The organism is Halalkalicoccus jeotgali B3, from assembly GCF_000196895.1.
In the GTDB taxonomy this organism is placed as follows: Archaea; Halobacteriota; Halobacteria; order Halobacteriales; family Halalkalicoccaceae; genus Halalkalicoccus; species Halalkalicoccus jeotgali.
In genome coordinates, this window is sequence record NC_014297.1 from 925028 (window position 1) to 942538 (window position 17511).

Sequence of the window (17511 nt, forward strand, 5' to 3'; positions counted from 1 at the left end):
AACTCTCCACCATAGTCATTGCTACTCGGTTGACACGCCCACCCCGAGCGCCCGGAGTTAAGGGGGACCGCGTGATACAGATACCCATGGGACACGACGTCGAGTTTCCGGATCGAAGCGAGCACGGACGAAAGACGATCACCAGCGGCTTTTTCGAGCGCGAGATCCGTCTCTCGGGCGACGAGACCGCGACGTTCCTCCGAAACCTCGCCGACGCCGTCGAGAGCGGGACCTCGATTACGGTCTCGGGCAGCGACTGGGAGATCCCCTTCGAGTACCGCGAACCCATCGAAGTCGAGGTCGAGTTCTCGAAGAAACGCGAGGGCGAACTCGAAATCGAAGTGGAGTTCGCCGAAGCCCACGACACCGAGGGAAGCGGTCTCAGCGTCGAGTAGTGTACTACTTCGGGCTGTATCACTGGCGAAGCCGGCTCCGGAAGATCGCCCTCGGGTTCGTCGCGTTCCTCGGAGTCGGCGTGGTCCGGTGGAAAACGTCCTCGCGCTGGGTTCGCGCGCTCGCCGTCGCGTTGGCGTTGCCGGCGCTCATCAGCTCGGGTCGTGCGGGAACGAAGCTGCTGCGTCCGCCGCCGTGGGCGCTCGAACGCTACAAGTACGACGCGTTGGCGTCCGAACTCCCCCTTGGAGGGGCCAGCGCCGTCCTCGACGTCGGCTGTGGTACTGGCCGGTCGCTCGTCGGGCTCGCACCCTCCCTCTCGGAGGAGGCGTCGGTACTCGGCCTCGACGTCTTCGATAGTCGGGTGATCCTCGGCAACGCTCCCCTGCTGGCGCGGCGAAACGCCAGTGAGGCGGGGATCGACGTTACTCCCCTCAGGGGCGACGCCGCACGCCTGCCGCTGGCGACCGGCTCGCAGGACGTCGTCACCGCCTGCCGGGTGCTGCACGACCTGCCTGCCGAGGACCACGGGCGCGCGCTGCGGGAGTTCCGGCGGGTCTGTGCGCCCGACGGCACCTTAGGAGTCCTCGAACTGCCGATCACACCCGACGGGGTCGAGGACGACCCCGAAACGTACTGGCGCGATCAGGTCACGGAGGCGGGCTTTTCGGTGGAGACGGTGAAACGGGTCGAGCGAAAGCGTGGCGGCGAGCCGTACATCGTACTCGTCGTGACGCCGTCGGCGAGGTAGCGTCGCGTCCCGTTCAGCGATCCCCCCGCCCGCAGGATATCACTCCTCGTCGCCCACGGAGACGACCTCCGGCGCCCCGCACTCCGGACAGCGGCCGTCGTGGACGTCGAACCGCGCGTCACACTCCCGACATCGGTAGTCCGCGTTCTCCTTCGCCGTCTCCGTCGCGGTCCGTTTGAACTGTTCGACCTGGCGCCCGACCTTCCGAAATATCCCCATCCTCAGCACGAGGGAGCCGAGACCGATAAGCGTTCGCGGGACCCGGGCGCGATCGGGCGCCGAGATGCCGCCCGGCGCTGGTCCGTTCGCTGCTGGACGAAGACCCGTACTGCTGGACCAGCCGCAAAAAACCCGTTTCGTGAATCGCGCCTACTCCTCCATCGAGAAGACGAGCAGCCGGTCGTCGCGCTTGCCCCGTCGGAGCCAGCCGCTGCCGCCGACCTGGATCGCGAGGTACTGCTTTTCGGTGCCGGGGTCGTACCAGCTGATCGGGTCGCCCGAGATCGGCGCCTCGCCGGCGTCGTACTCCCAGAGGCGATCGCCGGTCTCGCCGTCGTAGCCGACCAGTTCGCCGTTCTGATTGCCCGCAAAGGCCAGTCCCGTCGCGGTCGACATCGAGCCACCCCAGAGGTAGACGTCGCTGTCGATCCAGTCCTGCCAGACGACCTCGCCGGTCAGGGGCTTGAACGCCGTGATCACGCCGATGTGGTCGTTGTAGCCCTCGGGGTGGGACTCGATCTCGTCCTCGAGGATGCCGCCCCAGTACTTCTTGCCGGCCTCGAACTCCTCAAAGCGCCACCACGCCTCCTGTGGCGAGTTGTGGAGCTTGTGATAGGAAATGCCCAGATCCGGGTTGTACGCGCCGGGCTGCCAGTCGTTGCCGCCCATGCCGCCGGGCATGAAGGGCATCCGGCGGCCCTCGTCGATGTGGGGGATCATCCGGAACATGTTGAGCTGCTGGCAGCCGGGCTCGCTGCGGACTAGCAGTTCACCGGTTTCGGCGTCCGTCGTATAGAGCCAGCCGGTCTTGCCCACCGAGACGGTGACGTCGCGTTCCTTCCCGCGGATCTCGACGTCGCGGATGAGGATGCGGGGCATCGCCGAGTCGTAGTCCCAGACGTCGTGGGCCGACTCCTGGTGGAACCACTCGTGTTCGCCCGTCTCCATGTCCAGACAGAGCGTCCCGATGCTGTTGCGGTTCGGCCCCGGTCGGACCGACCCGTCGAAGTCCGGCCCGGGGTTGCCCATCGGCAGGTAGAGTTTCCCGCGCTGTTCGTCGACGGTGGCGCCCATCCAGTTGGTCGTCCCCGACTGGTTGATGCTGTCGCCGACCCACTCGGTTTCCGGCGAGAGCAGCGTGCTCCAAGCCTCGTCGCCGCTCTCGACGTCGATGGCGGTGTGGAAGCCACGTACCCCGTACTCGCCGCCGGCGCTTCCCGTAAAGAGGGTGCCCTCGTAGACCTGCGGGGCCCACGTCGCGGAGTACCCGCGCTCGTGGTCGGCGGTGCTGTGATACCACTGCTCCTCGCCGGAGTAGCGATCCAGCGCGACGACGCCCGAGTCGAGGGTGGTCATGAAGACCTGGTCCTCGTAGACGGCCGGTCCGCGGTTGTTGTCGTCACAACACAGTACCACGTCGTTCGGCACCGCGTAGGTGTAACTCCAGAGGACCTCGCCCTCGCGTGGGTCGATGGCCTTGATGTGGTTCGGCCCGTTCGACTGGTACATGATCGGCGGGTCGCCCGGCACGATCAGGGGTGTCCCCTCCATGCTCGAACCCGACCCGACCGACATCTCGTATTCGAGTTCGAGTTCGCCGACGTTCTCGGGGGTGATGATCTCGCAGGTCGTGTGGCGGTGCTGTTCGTAGTTGCCGCCGTAGACCAACCACGCTTCGGGGTTGTCCCCGCTCCCGCTGAGCATCTCCTGCGTGACGTCCTTTTCGGGAATCCGATCGATGTCGTGTTGGTGTGTGACCGACTGCTCCGGTGCGCCGAGCACCCGATAGCCGTTGTCTGTCTCCCGTACAACCGTGTCTTGTGCGGCCTTGACGGCCCTGTCTCCTTCTATTGACATTGTTATCTCGTGTTATCGCAGCGTGCTTGGTTTCCGCATCTCCTCGGTGATCCAGAACATGTCCTTGACGATCTCCTCCTGGTTGGTGATCATGATCGCGGTGCTCGCCGAAAGCGCCGCGGCCAACTGCTCGTCGCTCAACGACCCGCCCTCGGCGATCTCGTGGGCGGCCGTCGCCATGACGTACAACCCACCGAGCATCGCCTTGACGTCCCAGTAGCCGTCGTCGAGGATCTCGTCGGTGATGAGGATCTTCTTCTGCCAGAGGTGGATATCGAGGTTCTTGACCCACAGCAACGATCCGCCCATGGCACGTTGCTGGAGCGGCGGAACGTCCTCGACGTTGAACTCCACCTCCTCGGGGATATCCTTCGTGGGCGTCCACCGCGCGAGGCGGTTGTTGTTGTTGACCACGTTCATCACCAGGACCGTCTGTTCGCGCTCGTCGAACCCACACTCCTCGAGAGCGGCCGAGAGGGGTTCGGCGCGGATCAACCCATTGGCGGTCCCTTCGATGTGCTCCGGCGTGAACCGCGGGAGGTGTGCCTCGACGCTGTCGAAGAAGCCGACGTCGACGAGGTGGTCGTAGATGCGCCACCCCGGTTCGACGAGTTCCCTGTACAGCACCTCCGGTTCGGAGTCGCCGCCGGGAATTCCCTCCTCGCGAACCGCCGGAAGTCGCCGGATCTGTGCGGCCAGCTCCGACAGCTCCCGTTCGAGGAGTTCCCCGTCGAGTTCGTCGGCGAGGTCGTCCCGGACGGCTTCGCCCATGGAGGCGAACTCCGGATCGGCACGCGCATCGATCGCCCCACGTAACTCCTCTATCGTCCACTCATCGCCCGTCGATCGCCCGAGACCGAGGTTTTCCGTCAGTCGAGCGTGCTCTTCAACCGATACTTGCGGCCTGTTTGCGTCTGCCATGGACAATCACCCAATTAGGAGGGGTCTGTCATAGTTCTTGGTGTACATTATCTATAGGAATAATTATTAAATGATTAGTATTTTCAGTTGTATCAAACACAAGGGTAGGGGAGAACGGTTACGTCTCGGGATCGGTTTCATCGACGGTGGGTCGCTTCGAAACCCGTGAGTTCATATGCATAACGGCAGTATCGTGGTGTGGACTCACATAACAACTCATGGACGAAACGACGCTGGTCGTCGGCCCGATGGAGAAGCGTGCGGTCGGCGAGCGTCTCGCGATGGCACACGACGAGACGATGGACCGGCTGGGACTCGAGCGGGGCGATTACGTCACCCTCGAGGGCGAGGCGGGGGCGAGCGTCGTCGTGAAGGTTCGGCCCAGCTTCAACGACACCCCCGAGGGGATGATCCGCCTCGACGAGGGGCTGCGACGGGCGGCAGAAGTCGCGGTCGACGACCGGATCGCCGTCGAGAAGGCGACGGTCCGGCCGGCCGACCGGGTGACCGTCGCGCTGCCCGAGGACCTCCCGCTCGAAGAACACCCGAACGTCAGGACCCGGCCGGCGCTCGTCGACCGCGTGCTCACGAGCGGACAGACCGTCGTCGCCGAACTCGCGGAGTCCTCGACGAGCGCGGACGAGGTGCCGGTGCGGGTCGTCTCGACCGACCCCGCGGGATCGGTCCTCGTCGAGGACTGGACACGGATCACAATCTCGGATACGCCGGCGAGCGACCTCTCGATGACCGGCGGGCGCGACCCGGACGCGATCGGCTACGACGACGTGGGCGGACTCGACAGTGAGGTGACCCAGATCCGCGAGATGACCGAACTCCCGCTCGAACACCCCGACCTGTTCGACGTCCTCGGGATCGACCCGCCCCGTGGCGTGTTGCTCTACGGTCCCTCGGGGACGGGAAAGACCCTGTTGGGTCGGGCGATCGCGGCCGAGACCGACGGCTACGTCCGAACGCTCTCGGCCTCGGAACTGCTCGCGAGCCCCGCGGGCGAGACAGAGGACCGCCTCCGGGAGGTCTTCGAGGAGGCCGCCGAGAACGCCCCCGCGATCGTCTTCATCGACGAACTCGACGCGATCGCCCCGAACCGCGAGCGCGCCGAGCCCGACCGCCGCGGGGCCACCCGACTGGTGTCGCTGCTCGACGGGCTGGCCGACGGCGAGCGCGTCGTCGTGATCGGGACCACGAATCGCCTCGCGGACGTCGACCCCGCCCTGCGGCGGCCGGGTCGGTTCGACCGCGAGATCGAGATCGGCGTCCCCGACCGGGCGGGCCGCGAGGAGGTCTTCGAGATCCATACGCGGGGCGTGGCGCTGGCCGAGGACGTCGACCTCGGGGCCTACGCCGAGAGCACCCACGGCTTCGTCGGCGGGGACATCGAAAACCTGATCCGCGAGAGTGCGATGGCCGCGTTACGGCGGCTCCGTCCCGATATCGACCTCGACTCGTCGGCGCTCGACCCCGCCGTGTTCGACTCGCTACGGATCACGGACGCCGACGTCCGGAGCGCGCTGCGCTCGGTCGAACCCTCGGCGCTGCGGGAGGTGTTCGTCGAACTGCCCGACGTGAGCTGGGACGACGTCGGCGGGCTCGAGGCGACGAAGGCCCGGCTGCGCGAGACCGTCCAGTGGCCGCTTGCCTACCCCGAGGCCTTCGAGCGCGTCCGGCTCTCGCCAGCGACGGGCGTCCTGCTCTACGGCCCGCCCGGAACGGGAAAGACCCTGCTCGCGAAAGCCGTCGCAAACGAGGCCGACTCGAACTTCATCTCGATCAAGGGTCCCGAACTGCTGGACAAGTACGTCGGCGAGAGCGAGCGCGGAGTCCGGGAGATCTTCGCGAAAGCACGGGAGAACGCCCCGACGGTGGTGTTTTTCGACGAGCTCGACGCGCTGGCCGCCGAGCGCGGCGACGGAACGGGCGGATCGAAGGCCGGCGAACGGGTAGTCTCCCAGCTGCTGACCGAACTCGACGGGCTCGAGGAACTGGAGGACGTCGTCGTGATCGCGACCACGAACCGCCCGGATCTGATCGACGATGCCCTGCTCCGGTCGGGCCGGCTCGACCGACACGTCCACGTCGACGCGCCAGACGAGCCCGCCCGCCGGGAGATCTTCGCGGTCCACACGCGCGGCAAGCCGCTCGCCGAGGACGTCGACCTCGACGAACTCGCCGCCCGGACCGAGGGCTACGTCGGCGCCGATATCGAGGCGGTCTGCCGGGAGGCCGCGACCGCCGCCGTCCGGGGGTACGTCACCGGGGGAGGCCCCGTCGAGGAAATCGTCCTGACCCGCGAGGACTTCGAGGACGCCCGCTCCGCGGTCGACCCGAGCGCACACGACGGTCCCGGCCGCTTCGGAGAGTACCTCGAGTGAGGACTATAACCCGATCCGCCGTGTAGACGAACCATGCAGATCGAGTGTCGGTTCTACGGTCCCTTCCGCGAGGCCGTCGGCGAGAAGCGGGTGGTCCACGAGACCGCCGCCCGAACCGTCGGGGAACTGCTTGAGGAGCTTTCGCGTGCGTACCCCGCGCTCGATGGGCGGCTCGTAGCGGACGGGATCGCCGGTTCGACGGTCGTTACGAAGGGGAACCGCGACGTCAGACACCTCGAAGGTACCGGGACCGAACTGGAGGGAGGCGACGTGATCCGGCTCACGCCGTCGGTCTACGGGGGGTAAAGAATCAGTCGCCGGCGACCCCCGCGCCGACCGCGCTCTCGGGGATCGAATCGAGCGCGCCGGAGGGCACCGTACCATCCGAATTCCAGCCGCGCGCGGCGTAGTATTCCTCGATAGCCGCCGCCAGATCGGGTACCTCATCGGCGTACGGCAGTCGGTCGTCCGTGGCGTCCTTCCCGCGCCGGTTGTTGAAGTGGCGCTCGCGGGCGACCGTGCGCGCCCCGATTTCGAGCAAGTGTTCGTAGTCGGTCTCCAAAAGGGTCGCGAGCCGGTCGTTCGTGACATAGTCGCTCCCGAACGCACAGACGATCGCCGAGTCCCGGATCACCCGTCTGTTCTCCTCGTGGACGAGGCGTTCTGCCTTCCCGAGCGCTCCTTGCGGGTCGAGGTCGCCGGCGTACTCGAGCGAGAGCATCCCGCCGTACATGTGATCGGCTCCGCGGTTCGCCACGGCATAGGAGAGTCCCTGCCCGTGGAGCACGCGCCCGTCGTGGGCCGCGAACTCCATGCCTTTGACCGTGTAGTTCTCGACGCCGAGTTGCCCGTGAGCGCGCTCGACTCCCTCCGCCAGCAGGTCGCCGATCCCCTCTCGTCGGGCGATCTTTTCTGTCACTTCGCGTGCAAGTTCGGCGTCGCCGAATGCGTCCTCGCTTTTGAGGTACGCGGCGACGGTTACGCCCGCCGAGATGGTGTCCATTCCGAACTCGTCGCACAGCTCGTTTGCCTTCATCACGTCGACGATATCGCCCACGCCCTGCGAGGAGCCAAACGAAAAGACCGTCTCGAACTCCGGGCCCTCGGTTTCGACTCCCGCCGATTCGTCGCGCGTCGGGAGCTTGCAGGCGTACGCACACTGTGAGCAGGCCCCTTTCTTGTACTTCTTTTCCTCGACGGCGTTCCCGCCGATTCCCTCGACACCCTCGAACTCGTACTCCTCGAAGTACCTCGTGGGAAGGGCGAAGTTGTCGTTGATGAACTCCGTACTTCCGGTGGTGCCCTGTCTGCGCATCAGGTCGTCGCTGGTCGCGGCCTCACGGTGAATCTCCTCTTGGACGTCCGCGATCTCGATCTCGGGGGCCGAATCGCCCGCAAAAGTGACGCATTTGATCCCCTTCGAACCCAGCACCGCCCCCAGTCCGCCCCGCCCGAACGCCCGCGAGTCGAAAGTCATCACGCTCGCAAAGCGCACGCGGTTCTCGCCCGCTGGCCCGATCGCGATGCAGTTCTCGGGACCGAGGTCGTGGCGCTCGCTCACGTACGCCGAGGTTTCGGGAACCGTCGCACCCGCCAGTTCCGGGACTTCCTCGAACTCGACGCCCGAATCCGTAACGTGGACCGCGAGCAGGTCCTCCGATCGGCCGACGAACTCCACGACCGAACAGCCGGTGGCGGCGAAGTTCCGCGAGAGGTAGCCCCCGGCGTTGGTCGAGATCAGCCCGTCTGTCAGCGGCGAGAGACCTGTCATGTTCATCCGTCCCGTAAAACTCGTCGTGCTCATCTGGAGCGGGCCGGTCGAGAGATACGCGCGGTTCCCGGGGCCGAAAGGATCGGCGTCGAACGGGATCCGTTCGTGGGCGAGCGCGGTCGCGACCGCCCGCCCGCCGAGGAACGCCGAGAGGACGCTCCCGATGTCGCTTTCGGTGGTACTGCGTTCGGAGACGTCGACGGTCAGCAGGGGACCGGTTGCGTGGAGCATGGGGCTACAATACCGAACGCGCTATCGTGGAGCGGTCGGCTCCTCGATTCCCGAGTCGCCCCACTCGGGCTCCCCTCGCGGCGGCGCGAGGATCCCGACGCCGACGGCAGGCTCCTTACCCCTGTTCTCGGCGCCGTGGTACTCGTTGCTCGCGAACCGATAGGAGTCGCCCGGCTCCAACAGCACCTCCTCGTCCTCGAGGACGGTCACGAGTTCGCCGCTGATCATGTAGCCGATCTGCTCGTGGTCGTGGCGGTGGGCCGGGAGGGTCGCACCGGGCTCGACCCGCCAGTACTTCATCCCTGCCCGTCTCCCCGCGGCCAGATCGCCGAGGAACACGCCGTCGGCGACCTCCTCGACGTTCGTCCCGCCCTTGTTGATCCGTTCCATGATATTCGTTCTCGTGATGTGTGGGCCGATTCGTTAATAAACATTCTGGAGGAATTTTTAAGTGGGTAACTCCCGATCCGTCTAGAGACATGGCAACTGATAGCAGAGTGGGGCTGTTCCACCTCCCCTTCTCGTTCATGCTCCCCCAGCGGGTAGCCCACGAGCGGGGGTACTTCGAGGAGGCGGGGCTGGCGGTGGATCTGATCGAGCGCGACCGGGAGTCAGTCGACGTGAAGTACATCCCGAGCGAGTCGAGCCTGACGGAGGCCCACGGCGTCGATCTCTACCCGATCTGCAAGTGGGAGTCGATCAAGCGCACTTGGGAGATGGACGACGGTCGGATCGTCGCGAAGGGCACCTTCGCGGACTTGCCCTATACGGTGTTCGTCCGATCCGATTCGAGCATCGAGAGACCCGAGGATCTGGCGGACGTTTCGGTCGCAGTCAACCGGCGAACCGGTCAGGAGTATACCGCGATGCGGGCCTTAGAGGTGCACATGAGTCCCGAAGACGTGACCCTACAGCATTTCGGGATGCCGACTGACCGCCTGCGCGCGCTCCGGGACGGCGAGGTCGCAGCCGCAATCTTGCTCGACCCCCAGAGCACGCTCGCCGAACACATGGGCTTTCGTGAGGTCCTCGAATTCGACAACCACATGGGAATCGTCGGGGGCGAGGACGTAGACGGGACGGTCCTCGACGCCTTCATGGCCGCCTACGACCGGGCGGCAATGGAGATCAACGCCAACCCGGAGGCCTACAGGGAGGAGTACCTCGACATGCTCGAGAAGGATTCGAGGGTGGCCCCCGACCTCTTCGAGGGCATCGACATGGATACGGTGCGCGCGGACCTCACGGTCCCCCGTTACGAGGTGCCCGAACGCGCCGACAGGGCCGAACTCGACGAGCAGTTGGACTGGATGAAAGAGCGGGGGCTGGTCGAGGAGGGTGCCGACATCGACCGGATCGTCGCCCACTGACATGGACGTCGAGACCCAACAGGACGCGCTCGACGCGCTCCACGACGATCCCGGCGACCTGCCCGTACTTCGGGCGCGCTTCGAGCACAACGGCAGCCCGCGGTACATGCTCTATACGATCAAGAAGTTCGGCTTCGACCACGACCACGGCTTTCACCTCGACGTTCAGCTGGTCTCCGACGAACTCGAAGGCGGTGTCGAGACCGTCGAGGCGAAACTCCAGGAGGGCGACGCCGACCTGATCGACATCGACTACATCTCGACCGCCCGCGAACGTGCGGAGGGTGCGCCCATCGTCGCCTTCCACCCTTACGGCCGGACGGTCGGCGGGCTCGCCGTGCCCGACGACAGCTCGATAGAGGGGCTGGCGGATCTGCGCGGGAAGCGCCTCGGCGTCGTTCGCCGGCTCGATAAGAACTGGATCCTCACGCGGGCGGCGTGTCGGGAGTTTCACGACTTCGATCCCGACGAGGAGGCAACCCCTGTCGAAGCGGGTTCGAAGGTCGGACTCACCGAGATGCTTCGTGACGGCGAGGTCGACGGAATCTTCCAGTTCTGGCCGATCGTTCCCGAGATCACCGAGACGGGGCCCTATCGGGAGGCGTTTCCCGTCTCCGATCTCGTCCAACGCCTCGCAGGGACCGAGGACAAGCTCCCCATCTCGACGTTTCTCACCAGTGAGGAGTATTTCGAGGCTAATCCCCAAGCGATCCGCGGGTTCAAGCGCGCCTACGGCGAGGCGGTCGACCAGCTGAGAAGCGACGACGAGATATGGGAAACCATTGGCGACGCACTCATGTACGAGAACGACCCCGAGGTGATCCGCGCGGTGCGGGACGGCTGGCGCGACATGGTCGTCTCCGACTGGGACGAGGAGACGATCGAGGGAATGGACCGGCTGTTCGACCATCTCTTAGAGGTGGCGGGCGAGGAGGCAATCGGTGTCGATCACCTTCCCGAAGGGCTGTTCCGCCTCGAGGTGCCCGAATGACCGTCACGTTCCAGCTCAACTGGGAACCAAACGGCTTTCAAGCGCCCTACTTCCTCGCCCGAGAGCGGGGGTTCTACGAGGAGGAGGGACTGGACGTGGCCTTCGTCGAGGGTCACGGCTCGCCCTTCGCAGCCGAGGAGGCCGCCCGCGGCCGGGCCGATTTCGCGCTCGCGGGCGCGAGCGCGGTCCTCTCGGTGGCGAGTCAGGGTCACGAGCCGCTGGCGGTCGCCGCCGTCACCCAGAAGACGCCCGCGGCGGTCTACACGCTCCGGGACGTCTTCGGCGAGCCACTGGAGGACCCGACACAGCTCGCGGGCCGGACCGTCGCGCCCTCGGCGACCAAGACGCGGATCCTCGCGGCCCAGTTACTGGAGGACGCCGGGATCAGGGACGAGATCGACCTGCTCGATGTGGATCCCCACACCCATCACCGCGTCGAACACCAGTTGCTCGACGGGAGCGTCGACGCCGCCGTCGGCGTGGTCACCAACGGTGTGGAACTCGAACGCGAGCACGACCGCAAAGCCGACGAGCTGCCCATCGGCGACTTCCTCGAAATTTACGGGATGACGCTCGTGACGAATCCTGACTTCGCCGCCGGGAATCCTGAAGTGGTCAGGGGTTTCCTCCGCGCGACCGCCCGCGGGTGGGCTGCGGCGACCGAGGACCCCGAGGCGGCGATCGACGCGCTGGTCGCGCGAAACGCCACCCTCGAACGCGATCGGGAGATCGAGCGGATCAAGTTCGAGACCGCCGCCGAGAAACTCCAGTTCACCGAGCACGTCCGGGGGGCGGGGTGGGGCAACCACGACACCGAGCGGTGGGAAACGCTCGAAGCGACGCTCGCCGAGACGGATCTGCTGGAGGGGGCGGTCGATTCTCGAACCGTTTGGACCAACGAGTACCTCGACAGCGAGGCCCCGGCGATCGCCGAGTACGCCGACCTGATCGGCCGATAACGGGTCGGAGAGTCACGTCGGTTGCCAGAGGACCCGCACTTATGACCCGTCGTCGCGTCGATGGCGACCATGCCGTTCGGTCTCCCGACGGAGGTGATCGCGCTCGTGCTCTTTCTCGCCGGCGTCGTGCTGGTGATCGTGAGCGTCGAGACGTTCATCGAGGCGGTCGCCGAGAGCGCCCTCTCGATCGGGCTCTCGGGCTTTTTCCTGACGGTCGTCCTCGCCGGAACCGACCTCGAGAACGCGATCCTCGGCCTCGCGGCCGTCGCCGACGGGCTCCCGGATCTCGCGCTCGGCACCGTCTTCGGGGAGGCGCTGTTCGTGCTTGGCGCGGCCGTCGGGCTTGCGGGTGTGCTCACTCCCTTCGAGACCTCGGTGCCGCGGTCGTACCTCCTGCTCGTTCTCCTCGCCCCGTCGCTCCTGTTCGCGCTCGCGCTTGACGGAACGCTCTCCCGAGTCGACGGCGTGCTCCTCACGGCGGCCTTTCTTCCGCTCTTGGGAGTCGTCTACGGCCTCGAGCGCAATCGGGGGACGCGATACCTCTCGGCCGAGGAGGTTGAAGAGGCGCTCGAAGAGGAATCCGAGGCGGACAACGACGAGTCCGCCCAGAACGACTCGTTTCGCGAGCGCTACGAGGGCTGGTATCAGTTGGGGGTCGCGCTCGTCGCCACCGTCGGGATGACCGTCGGCTCGGAGCTCGCGGTGACGGGTGCGCGCGACCTGCTGTCGGTGCTCGGGGTCACCGGGCTGGTCTTCGGCGCGACGGTCATGAGCTTCGTCGCCTCGCTGGAGGAGCTGTTTCTGACCGTCGAGCCCGCCCGACAGGGCCGTCCTCATCTGGGGGTCGGCAACGTCGTCGGGAGCGTCCTGTTTTTCGTGACAGCGAACGTCGGCGTCCTCGCCCTTTTCGGCCCGATCGACACGAGCGGGACCGTGATGACCGTCCACTGGCCCTTCTTTCTCGTTGCGCTGCTGGCGGTCGCGGCGGTCTTCGTCCGCGGGTGGGTCGGTCGCCCGGAGGGATTCGCCCTCCTTGGCTTGTACGCGGCCTACTGGGGTGTGAACTACCTGTTGTGAGTCACTCCCCGATGGGTACGCCGCCGAAGACGGTCAGTGCGATGACCCAGTAGGCGACGTACAGCCCGAGGAGCAACACCCCGTGCCAGCGCTTCACCTCGCCACGATACATGAAGTACGCCGACAGCGCGGTCACGACGATGATCGCCGGGAGGTGGAAGGTCAGGACCGACGGCGCGATGGTGACCGTGCTGACGAGCGTGAGCACGCCGATGTTGCCCGTCATCGAGAAGAGCACGCTCCCGATGACGTTACCGACGCCGATCTCCGGCAGGCCCCGGCGGACCGGCTCGATCGTCAGCATGATGTCCTCGAAGGTGAGGATCAGCGTCAGGAAGGTCGCCCCGAAGACGGTTTCCTCGATGCCGAACCCCTCGACGACGACCTCCGAGCCTCCCTCCAGCAGCATCGCCGCGAAGACGACCCCGGCCAGCGCGAGAACGGAAAAGCCGAGCCAGATCCAGCCGGATCGATCCCCGACGAGACGGTCCTCGGGGATCTCCGCGAGGGGTTCGGGGAACGCTGCACCCCCGTCGGGTCGGACCTCCGTGCCGCCGTCCGGTTCGATCGCCGCCCCGAGTTCGGTGCTCCGGAAGACCGGTACGTCGCGCCCGCGCTCCCGGACGATGAAGTAGGCGAAGCTCAGGACGAAAAATCCGAGCAACACGAGGCCGGGAACGAGCGTCAGCGTCCCCAGCATGACGAAGGGGATCAAAAGCACTGGCGCCAGCGCGAACAGGGCGATGTAGTCGGTGGGCAGGTCGACCGGAAACGGCCGGACGATCGCCGCGACCGCGAGCGTCACGCCGACGATCGCCAGCCCGGTACCGAGTGCGGTGCCGAGGGCGGCACCTTCGAGTCCGCCCGATGCGAGTACGAGCCCGAGGATCGTATCGTCGAACTCGAAGCCGGTAAAGACGATCGCGAGCGCGAACAGCGACATCTTCATCCCGATCGCCGCGCGGGCGAGATAGCTTATCAGCTTCTCGACACAGACCGTCAGGAGCACCATCCCCAAACCGAGAACGAGCACCGCACCGAACAGTCCCTGTCCCTCAATGAAACCCTCGATTGCACCCTCGATACCGCCTTCACCTTCCTCGCCCCCCTCGTCGCCCTCTTGGGCGACCGCGGGAACGGCGACCAGCGAGACGACGAGCAATACGACGAGTACCAGCGTCCCGAACCGTCGACGTGACATCTCCCTCGGCTATGTAGGTCGGTACCATATAACCCATACATCGTGTGTGATCGTTCATGGAGAATTATACACGGACGCCATCGTCGGGATCGGGTCCGTCACCGTCGGCGGTCTATTTGTGGGTTCGGCGTCGATACCGGGTATGGACGCTGTCGACCACATCAACGTCGACGTGACCGATCTGGCGAACTGCTACGAGTTCTACCACGAGACGCTCGGCCTCGAACTGCTGCGCCCGCCCGAGGACTTCCAGGGGGCCCACGCCATGTTCCGGGCGGGTTCGACGGTGCTGACGCTCGTCGAAACCGGTCACGCCGACGGCTGGGCAGAGCGGGGTCTGGATCACCCGCTGGATAAGGCTCATATCGCCTTCGAGGCCCCCCGTGGGAAGTACGACGCGCTCTCCGGGGAACTCGACGGTCAGTTCCCCAAACAGGGCCCCTACGACTGGGTGGAGTTCGAGGGGTTCTATTTCCTCGACCCGGACGGCAACCTCCTCGAGGTTATCACCTATGACCCGCCGGCCGGCGAGCGCGAGCGCCCGCTGTTGACCCACGACGACGTCGAGTGAGCTACAGCGACTCGGTCACCCGCTCGCCGCTGACGACCTCCGGGATGACCACCTCGTCTGCGCCCGCCCGCCGGGCCAGCGGTTCGTACATCGCGTCGCCGACACGGACGACGAGGCGCACGGTCGGTGCGATCTGGCCGGCCGTAATCGCGGTCTGGATGTTCGCATTGGAGTCGTCGATGGCCGTCACGAGGGTGCGGGCGTGCTCGATACCCGCCTCGCGGAGCGTCTCCTCGCGCCGGGCGTCGCCCTGTAGGACCAGGACGTCCTCGGCCAGCGCCCCTTCGAACTCCGCCTCGTCGCGCTCGATCACGACGACGCCCTCGCCGTTGCCGTCGAGTCGGTCCGCAATGGTCCGGCCGAAGGTACCGTACCCGCAGATGATCACGTGGTCCCGTGCGTCGTCGATCGCCCTGTCGGTTTGCATGCGTCTGAGTTCCTCCTGTACCTGTCCGCCGAAAGCCGCCGAGAGCACCGTCTCGCCGACCCAGAGTCCCGTGACGACCAGCCCGACGGTCACACCTAGTGCGTAGGCCTTCGTCGCCGTCTCCGATCCGCCCTCCTCGCCGGCGAAGTGCAGTTCGATGCTCGTCGGGTCGGCGAGCCAGAACGTCGCCTCGACCGCGCCGACACCCCCGAGGACGACGAATCCGACCACGCCGGCGACCACCACACCACCGAAAGCCGCAAGCGGCACCACGGCGCGACGGAGCAACGGCCGGTTCGTGAGGGCGACGACGTCCGATCGTGTCACAAGTTACCACACATCCCGGGACATACAAATCTATCCGTCGTGTCATGCTTTGCGAGCGGCATCAGGTTGGTAGTTAAAGGTTTTCCCACATGGTTTATATCGAGAGATTCCCCACTACCCGGTGACAGCTATCATGCAGCATACGAGACGGGCGTTTTTGGGGGCGGCCGGCGCGGCGGCGATCGCGGGCTGTACCGGCGAACGTGATCCGGGGATCGGGGACGACGAAGGATCGAGCGGCGAGGGAGAGGGCGGATCCGGGTCGCCGGACCCCGAGACGACCTCGGTATCGCTCGTGCTCAACTGGCGGATCGGGGGGCTTCACGCGCCCTATTTCGCCGCACAGGAAAACGGCTTCTACGCGGCAGAAGGGTTCGAGAGCGTCGACATCGAGAGCGGGCAGGGATCCGATTTCGCCGCCCAGCAGGTCGGCGTGGGCAACGCCGAGTTCGCGCTCACCAGCAGCGATCAGGTGCTCAACGTCACCAGCAAGGGCCTCTCCCCGCAGTGTGTGGGGGTCGTGATGCAGCGAAACCCGGTCGTCGTCTTCAGTTCGCGCGACTCGTTTGGCGACCCCCTCGAGGGGGCCGACCAGCTCCGCGGGCGCACGCTCGGCAGCGGGCCGGGGATGGTTCGACAGATGACCGAGGCGTACCTCGAGAGCGAGGGCGTCCTCGGCGAGGTCGAGTACGTCGATTCGGGTTTCGATACCGTCCAGCAGCTCCTGACGGGCGAGATCGACGCCGCCGCGGGGGTCTTCAGCGACGTCGTCGATGCCCGACAGCAGGGCTACGAGATCGACACCCTGTCGGTCGCCGAGACGATCCCCTCCTACGGGCACATGATCGCGACCGAATCGGGATTCGGCCGGGAGAACCCCACCACGATCGAATCGTTCCTCCGGGCGACCGCTCGCGGAGCCGTGTGGGCCGACCGGAACCCCGAGGCGGCCATCGACGCCCTCGTCGCGGCCCAGCCGGAACTCAAGGAGGTCCGGGCGAACCAGCGCGAGAAGTGGGAGCTCATGCGCACCGAGTACACCGTCTCGGAGACCGTCCGCGAGGAGGGCTGGGGCGCGAGCGCTCCCAAGCCGTGGCGAGGGACCTACGAGACGCTCGCCGCCGGGGGGTTTTTCGATGACGAGGTCGATCCCGATACGGTCTGGACCAACGAGTACCTCGATACGGGCTCGGAGTACGTCGCCGACTACGCCGACCTAATCGAGGACTGAGCGAGCGATGGTCGACGGCGAACCGGATCGACGCGGTTATCGCGCGGTGTGGGGAGCCACCGGAGGTCCGCTCGTCCGCCACAGCCCAACGGCGCTGCTCGCACGTGCGGGGCCGCCGGTCGCGGTGCTCGTTGCCCTCCTGCTCGCGTGGCAGGCCCTCGTCGTCGTTTACGCGATCCCGGAGCTGATCCTGCCCTCGCCGCTCGACGTCGCCCGCGCGCTCGCCGAGACGTACCCCCGACTGCTCGCGGACGCCGCCGTCACCGCGCTCACTGCGGGGCTCGGGCTGCTCGCCGGTACGGCGATCGGCCTCGTTCTCGCCTTTTCGATGACTGTCTCGCGCTCGCTCGCCCGGACGGTACTCCCGTACGTCGTGGCGCTGCGGATCGCACCGCTGATCGCCATCGCGCCGCTTCTCTTCCTCTGGTTCGGCCGTGGAATCCCCGCGCGGGCGCTGCTCGTGACGTCCCTGACGCTCTTTCCGATGACGATCGCGACGCTTGACGGGCTGCGAAACACCCCCGAGTCGTACCTCGCGTTGCTGGAGTCGATCGGTGCGTCAGACTGGAAGGTTTTCCTCCACGTTCGGATTCCCGCGGCCACGCCGAGCGTCCTCGCCGGCGCCAAGATCGCCGCGACGCTCTCGGTCATCGGCGCGGTCGTCGCGGAGTTCGTCGCGCTGAACGCCGGATTGGGTTACCGGGTGTTCTACACCGCGACCTACCTCCGGACCGCCGAGTCGTTCGCCGCACTCGTCGTCCTCTCGGCGCTGGGCATCGCCTTCTACCTGCTCCCGGTCGCCCTCGAACGGGGCCTGTGGTAGC

Annotated in this window: 18 protein-coding genes; 11 read left to right on the forward strand and 7 right to left on the reverse strand. The window is 66.3% G+C overall.

All coding sequences use genetic code 11. From position 1 onward, the window contains the following. The first annotated feature begins 86 nt into the window (after positions 1-86). Positions 87-395, forward strand: coding sequence for an amphi-Trp domain-containing protein (locus HACJB3_RS04570; RefSeq protein ID WP_008414418.1), 309 nt, complete (start codon positions 87-89; stop codon positions 393-395). Continuing rightward, on the forward strand, positions 395-1144 hold the full coding sequence (locus tag HACJB3_RS04575; protein ID WP_008414420.1) for a class I SAM-dependent methyltransferase: 750 nt from the start codon (positions 395-397) through the stop codon (positions 1142-1144). The genes HACJB3_RS04570 and HACJB3_RS04575 overlap by 1 nt, the downstream gene beginning before the upstream one ends. Before the next feature lie 39 nt (positions 1145-1183). Here HACJB3_RS04575 and HACJB3_RS04580 read toward each other — a convergent pair whose 3' ends face one another. The 3 genes from HACJB3_RS04580 to HACJB3_RS04590 form a co-directional block, all read right to left on the reverse strand. Next, complete coding sequence (locus tag HACJB3_RS04580) at positions 1184-1363, reverse strand: hypothetical protein (RefSeq protein WP_008414421.1); 180 nt, start codon at positions 1361-1363, stop codon at positions 1184-1186. A gap of 150 nt (positions 1364-1513) precedes the next feature. Continuing rightward, positions 1514-3220 carry a pyrroloquinoline quinone-dependent dehydrogenase gene (locus HACJB3_RS04585; protein ID WP_049934293.1) on the reverse strand — a complete coding sequence of 569 codons (1707 nt, stop codon included), beginning with the start codon at positions 3218-3220 and terminating at the stop codon, positions 1514-1516. Between the two features lie 12 nt (positions 3221-3232). Then, complete coding sequence (locus HACJB3_RS04590; RefSeq protein ID WP_008414423.1) at positions 3233-4141, reverse strand: hypothetical protein; 909 nt, start codon at positions 4139-4141, stop codon at positions 3233-3235. A 218-nt stretch (positions 4142-4359) separates the two neighbouring features. Here HACJB3_RS04590 and HACJB3_RS04595 point away from each other — a divergent pair, with 218 nt between their 5' ends. Together HACJB3_RS04595 and HACJB3_RS04600 are read left to right on the forward strand one after the other, a co-directional pair. Continuing rightward, positions 4360-6531, forward strand: coding sequence for a CDC48 family AAA ATPase (locus HACJB3_RS04595; protein ID WP_008414424.1), 2172 nt, complete (start codon positions 4360-4362; stop codon positions 6529-6531). A gap of 33 nt (positions 6532-6564) precedes the next feature. Further along, on the forward strand, positions 6565-6837 hold the full coding sequence (locus HACJB3_RS04600) for a MoaD/ThiS family protein (RefSeq protein WP_008414425.1): 273 nt from the start codon (positions 6565-6567) through the stop codon (positions 6835-6837). Positions 6838-6841: 4 nt separating this feature from the next. On the opposite strand, the gene HACJB3_RS04605 is transcribed toward HACJB3_RS04600, so the two are convergent. Both HACJB3_RS04605 and HACJB3_RS04610 read right to left on the reverse strand, forming a co-directional pair. After that, positions 6842-8533 carry an aldehyde ferredoxin oxidoreductase C-terminal domain-containing protein gene (locus HACJB3_RS04605; RefSeq protein WP_008414426.1) on the reverse strand — a complete coding sequence of 564 codons (1692 nt, stop codon included), beginning with the start codon at positions 8531-8533 and terminating at the stop codon, positions 6842-6844. A 21-nt stretch (positions 8534-8554) separates the two neighbouring features. Beyond that, positions 8555-8923 (reverse strand): cupin domain-containing protein, encoded by a 369-nt coding sequence (locus HACJB3_RS04610; RefSeq protein ID WP_008414427.1) that lies wholly within the window; start codon positions 8921-8923, stop codon positions 8555-8557. An 89-nt stretch (positions 8924-9012) separates the two neighbouring features. Here HACJB3_RS04610 and HACJB3_RS04615 point away from each other — a divergent pair, with 89 nt between their 5' ends. The 4 genes from HACJB3_RS04615 (at position 9013) to HACJB3_RS04630 (ending at position 12930) form a co-directional block, all read left to right on the forward strand. Next, entirely contained in the window at positions 9013-9903 is an 891-nt protein-coding gene (locus tag HACJB3_RS04615) for an ABC transporter substrate-binding protein (protein WP_049934297.1), read from the forward strand. Between the two features lies 1 nt (position 9904). Then, the gene (locus HACJB3_RS04620) at positions 9905-10894 is read left to right on the forward strand and encodes an ABC transporter substrate-binding protein (protein ID WP_013199394.1); all 990 of its coding nucleotides are present in this window, start codon (positions 9905-9907) and stop codon (positions 10892-10894) included. Beyond that, positions 10891-11853, forward strand: coding sequence for an ABC transporter substrate-binding protein (locus HACJB3_RS04625; RefSeq protein ID WP_008414431.1), 963 nt, complete (start codon positions 10891-10893; stop codon positions 11851-11853). Before HACJB3_RS04620 ends, HACJB3_RS04625 begins: the two co-directional genes overlap by 4 nt. A gap of 69 nt (positions 11854-11922) precedes the next feature. After that, on the forward strand, positions 11923-12930 hold the full coding sequence (locus tag HACJB3_RS04630; protein WP_008414434.1) for a sodium:calcium antiporter: 1008 nt from the start codon (positions 11923-11925) through the stop codon (positions 12928-12930). Position 12931: 1 nt separating this feature from the next. On the opposite strand, the gene HACJB3_RS04635 is transcribed toward HACJB3_RS04630, so the two are convergent. Continuing rightward, complete coding sequence (locus HACJB3_RS04635) at positions 12932-14131, reverse strand: sodium:calcium antiporter (RefSeq protein WP_013199395.1); 1200 nt, start codon at positions 14129-14131, stop codon at positions 12932-12934. Between the two features lie 142 nt (positions 14132-14273). On the opposite strand from HACJB3_RS04635, the gene HACJB3_RS04640 reads away from it, so the two are divergent. Then, complete coding sequence (locus HACJB3_RS04640; RefSeq protein ID WP_008414435.1) at positions 14274-14702, forward strand: VOC family protein; 429 nt, start codon at positions 14274-14276, stop codon at positions 14700-14702. Between the two features lies 1 nt (position 14703). Here the strand turns inward: HACJB3_RS04640 and HACJB3_RS04645 are convergent, their stop codons facing one another. Continuing rightward, on the reverse strand, positions 14704-15456 hold the full coding sequence (locus HACJB3_RS04645; RefSeq protein ID WP_013199396.1) for a potassium channel family protein: 753 nt from the start codon (positions 15454-15456) through the stop codon (positions 14704-14706). Positions 15457-15589: 133 nt separating this feature from the next. Here HACJB3_RS04645 and HACJB3_RS04650 point away from each other — a divergent pair, with 133 nt between their 5' ends. Continuing rightward, positions 15590-16687, forward strand: coding sequence for an ABC transporter substrate-binding protein (locus tag HACJB3_RS04650; protein WP_049934300.1), 1098 nt, complete (start codon positions 15590-15592; stop codon positions 16685-16687). 7 nt (positions 16688-16694) lie between these two features. Continuing rightward, entirely contained in the window at positions 16695-17510 is an 816-nt protein-coding gene (locus HACJB3_RS04655) for an ABC transporter permease (RefSeq protein ID WP_008414439.1), read from the forward strand. Position 17511 lies beyond the last annotated feature (1 nt).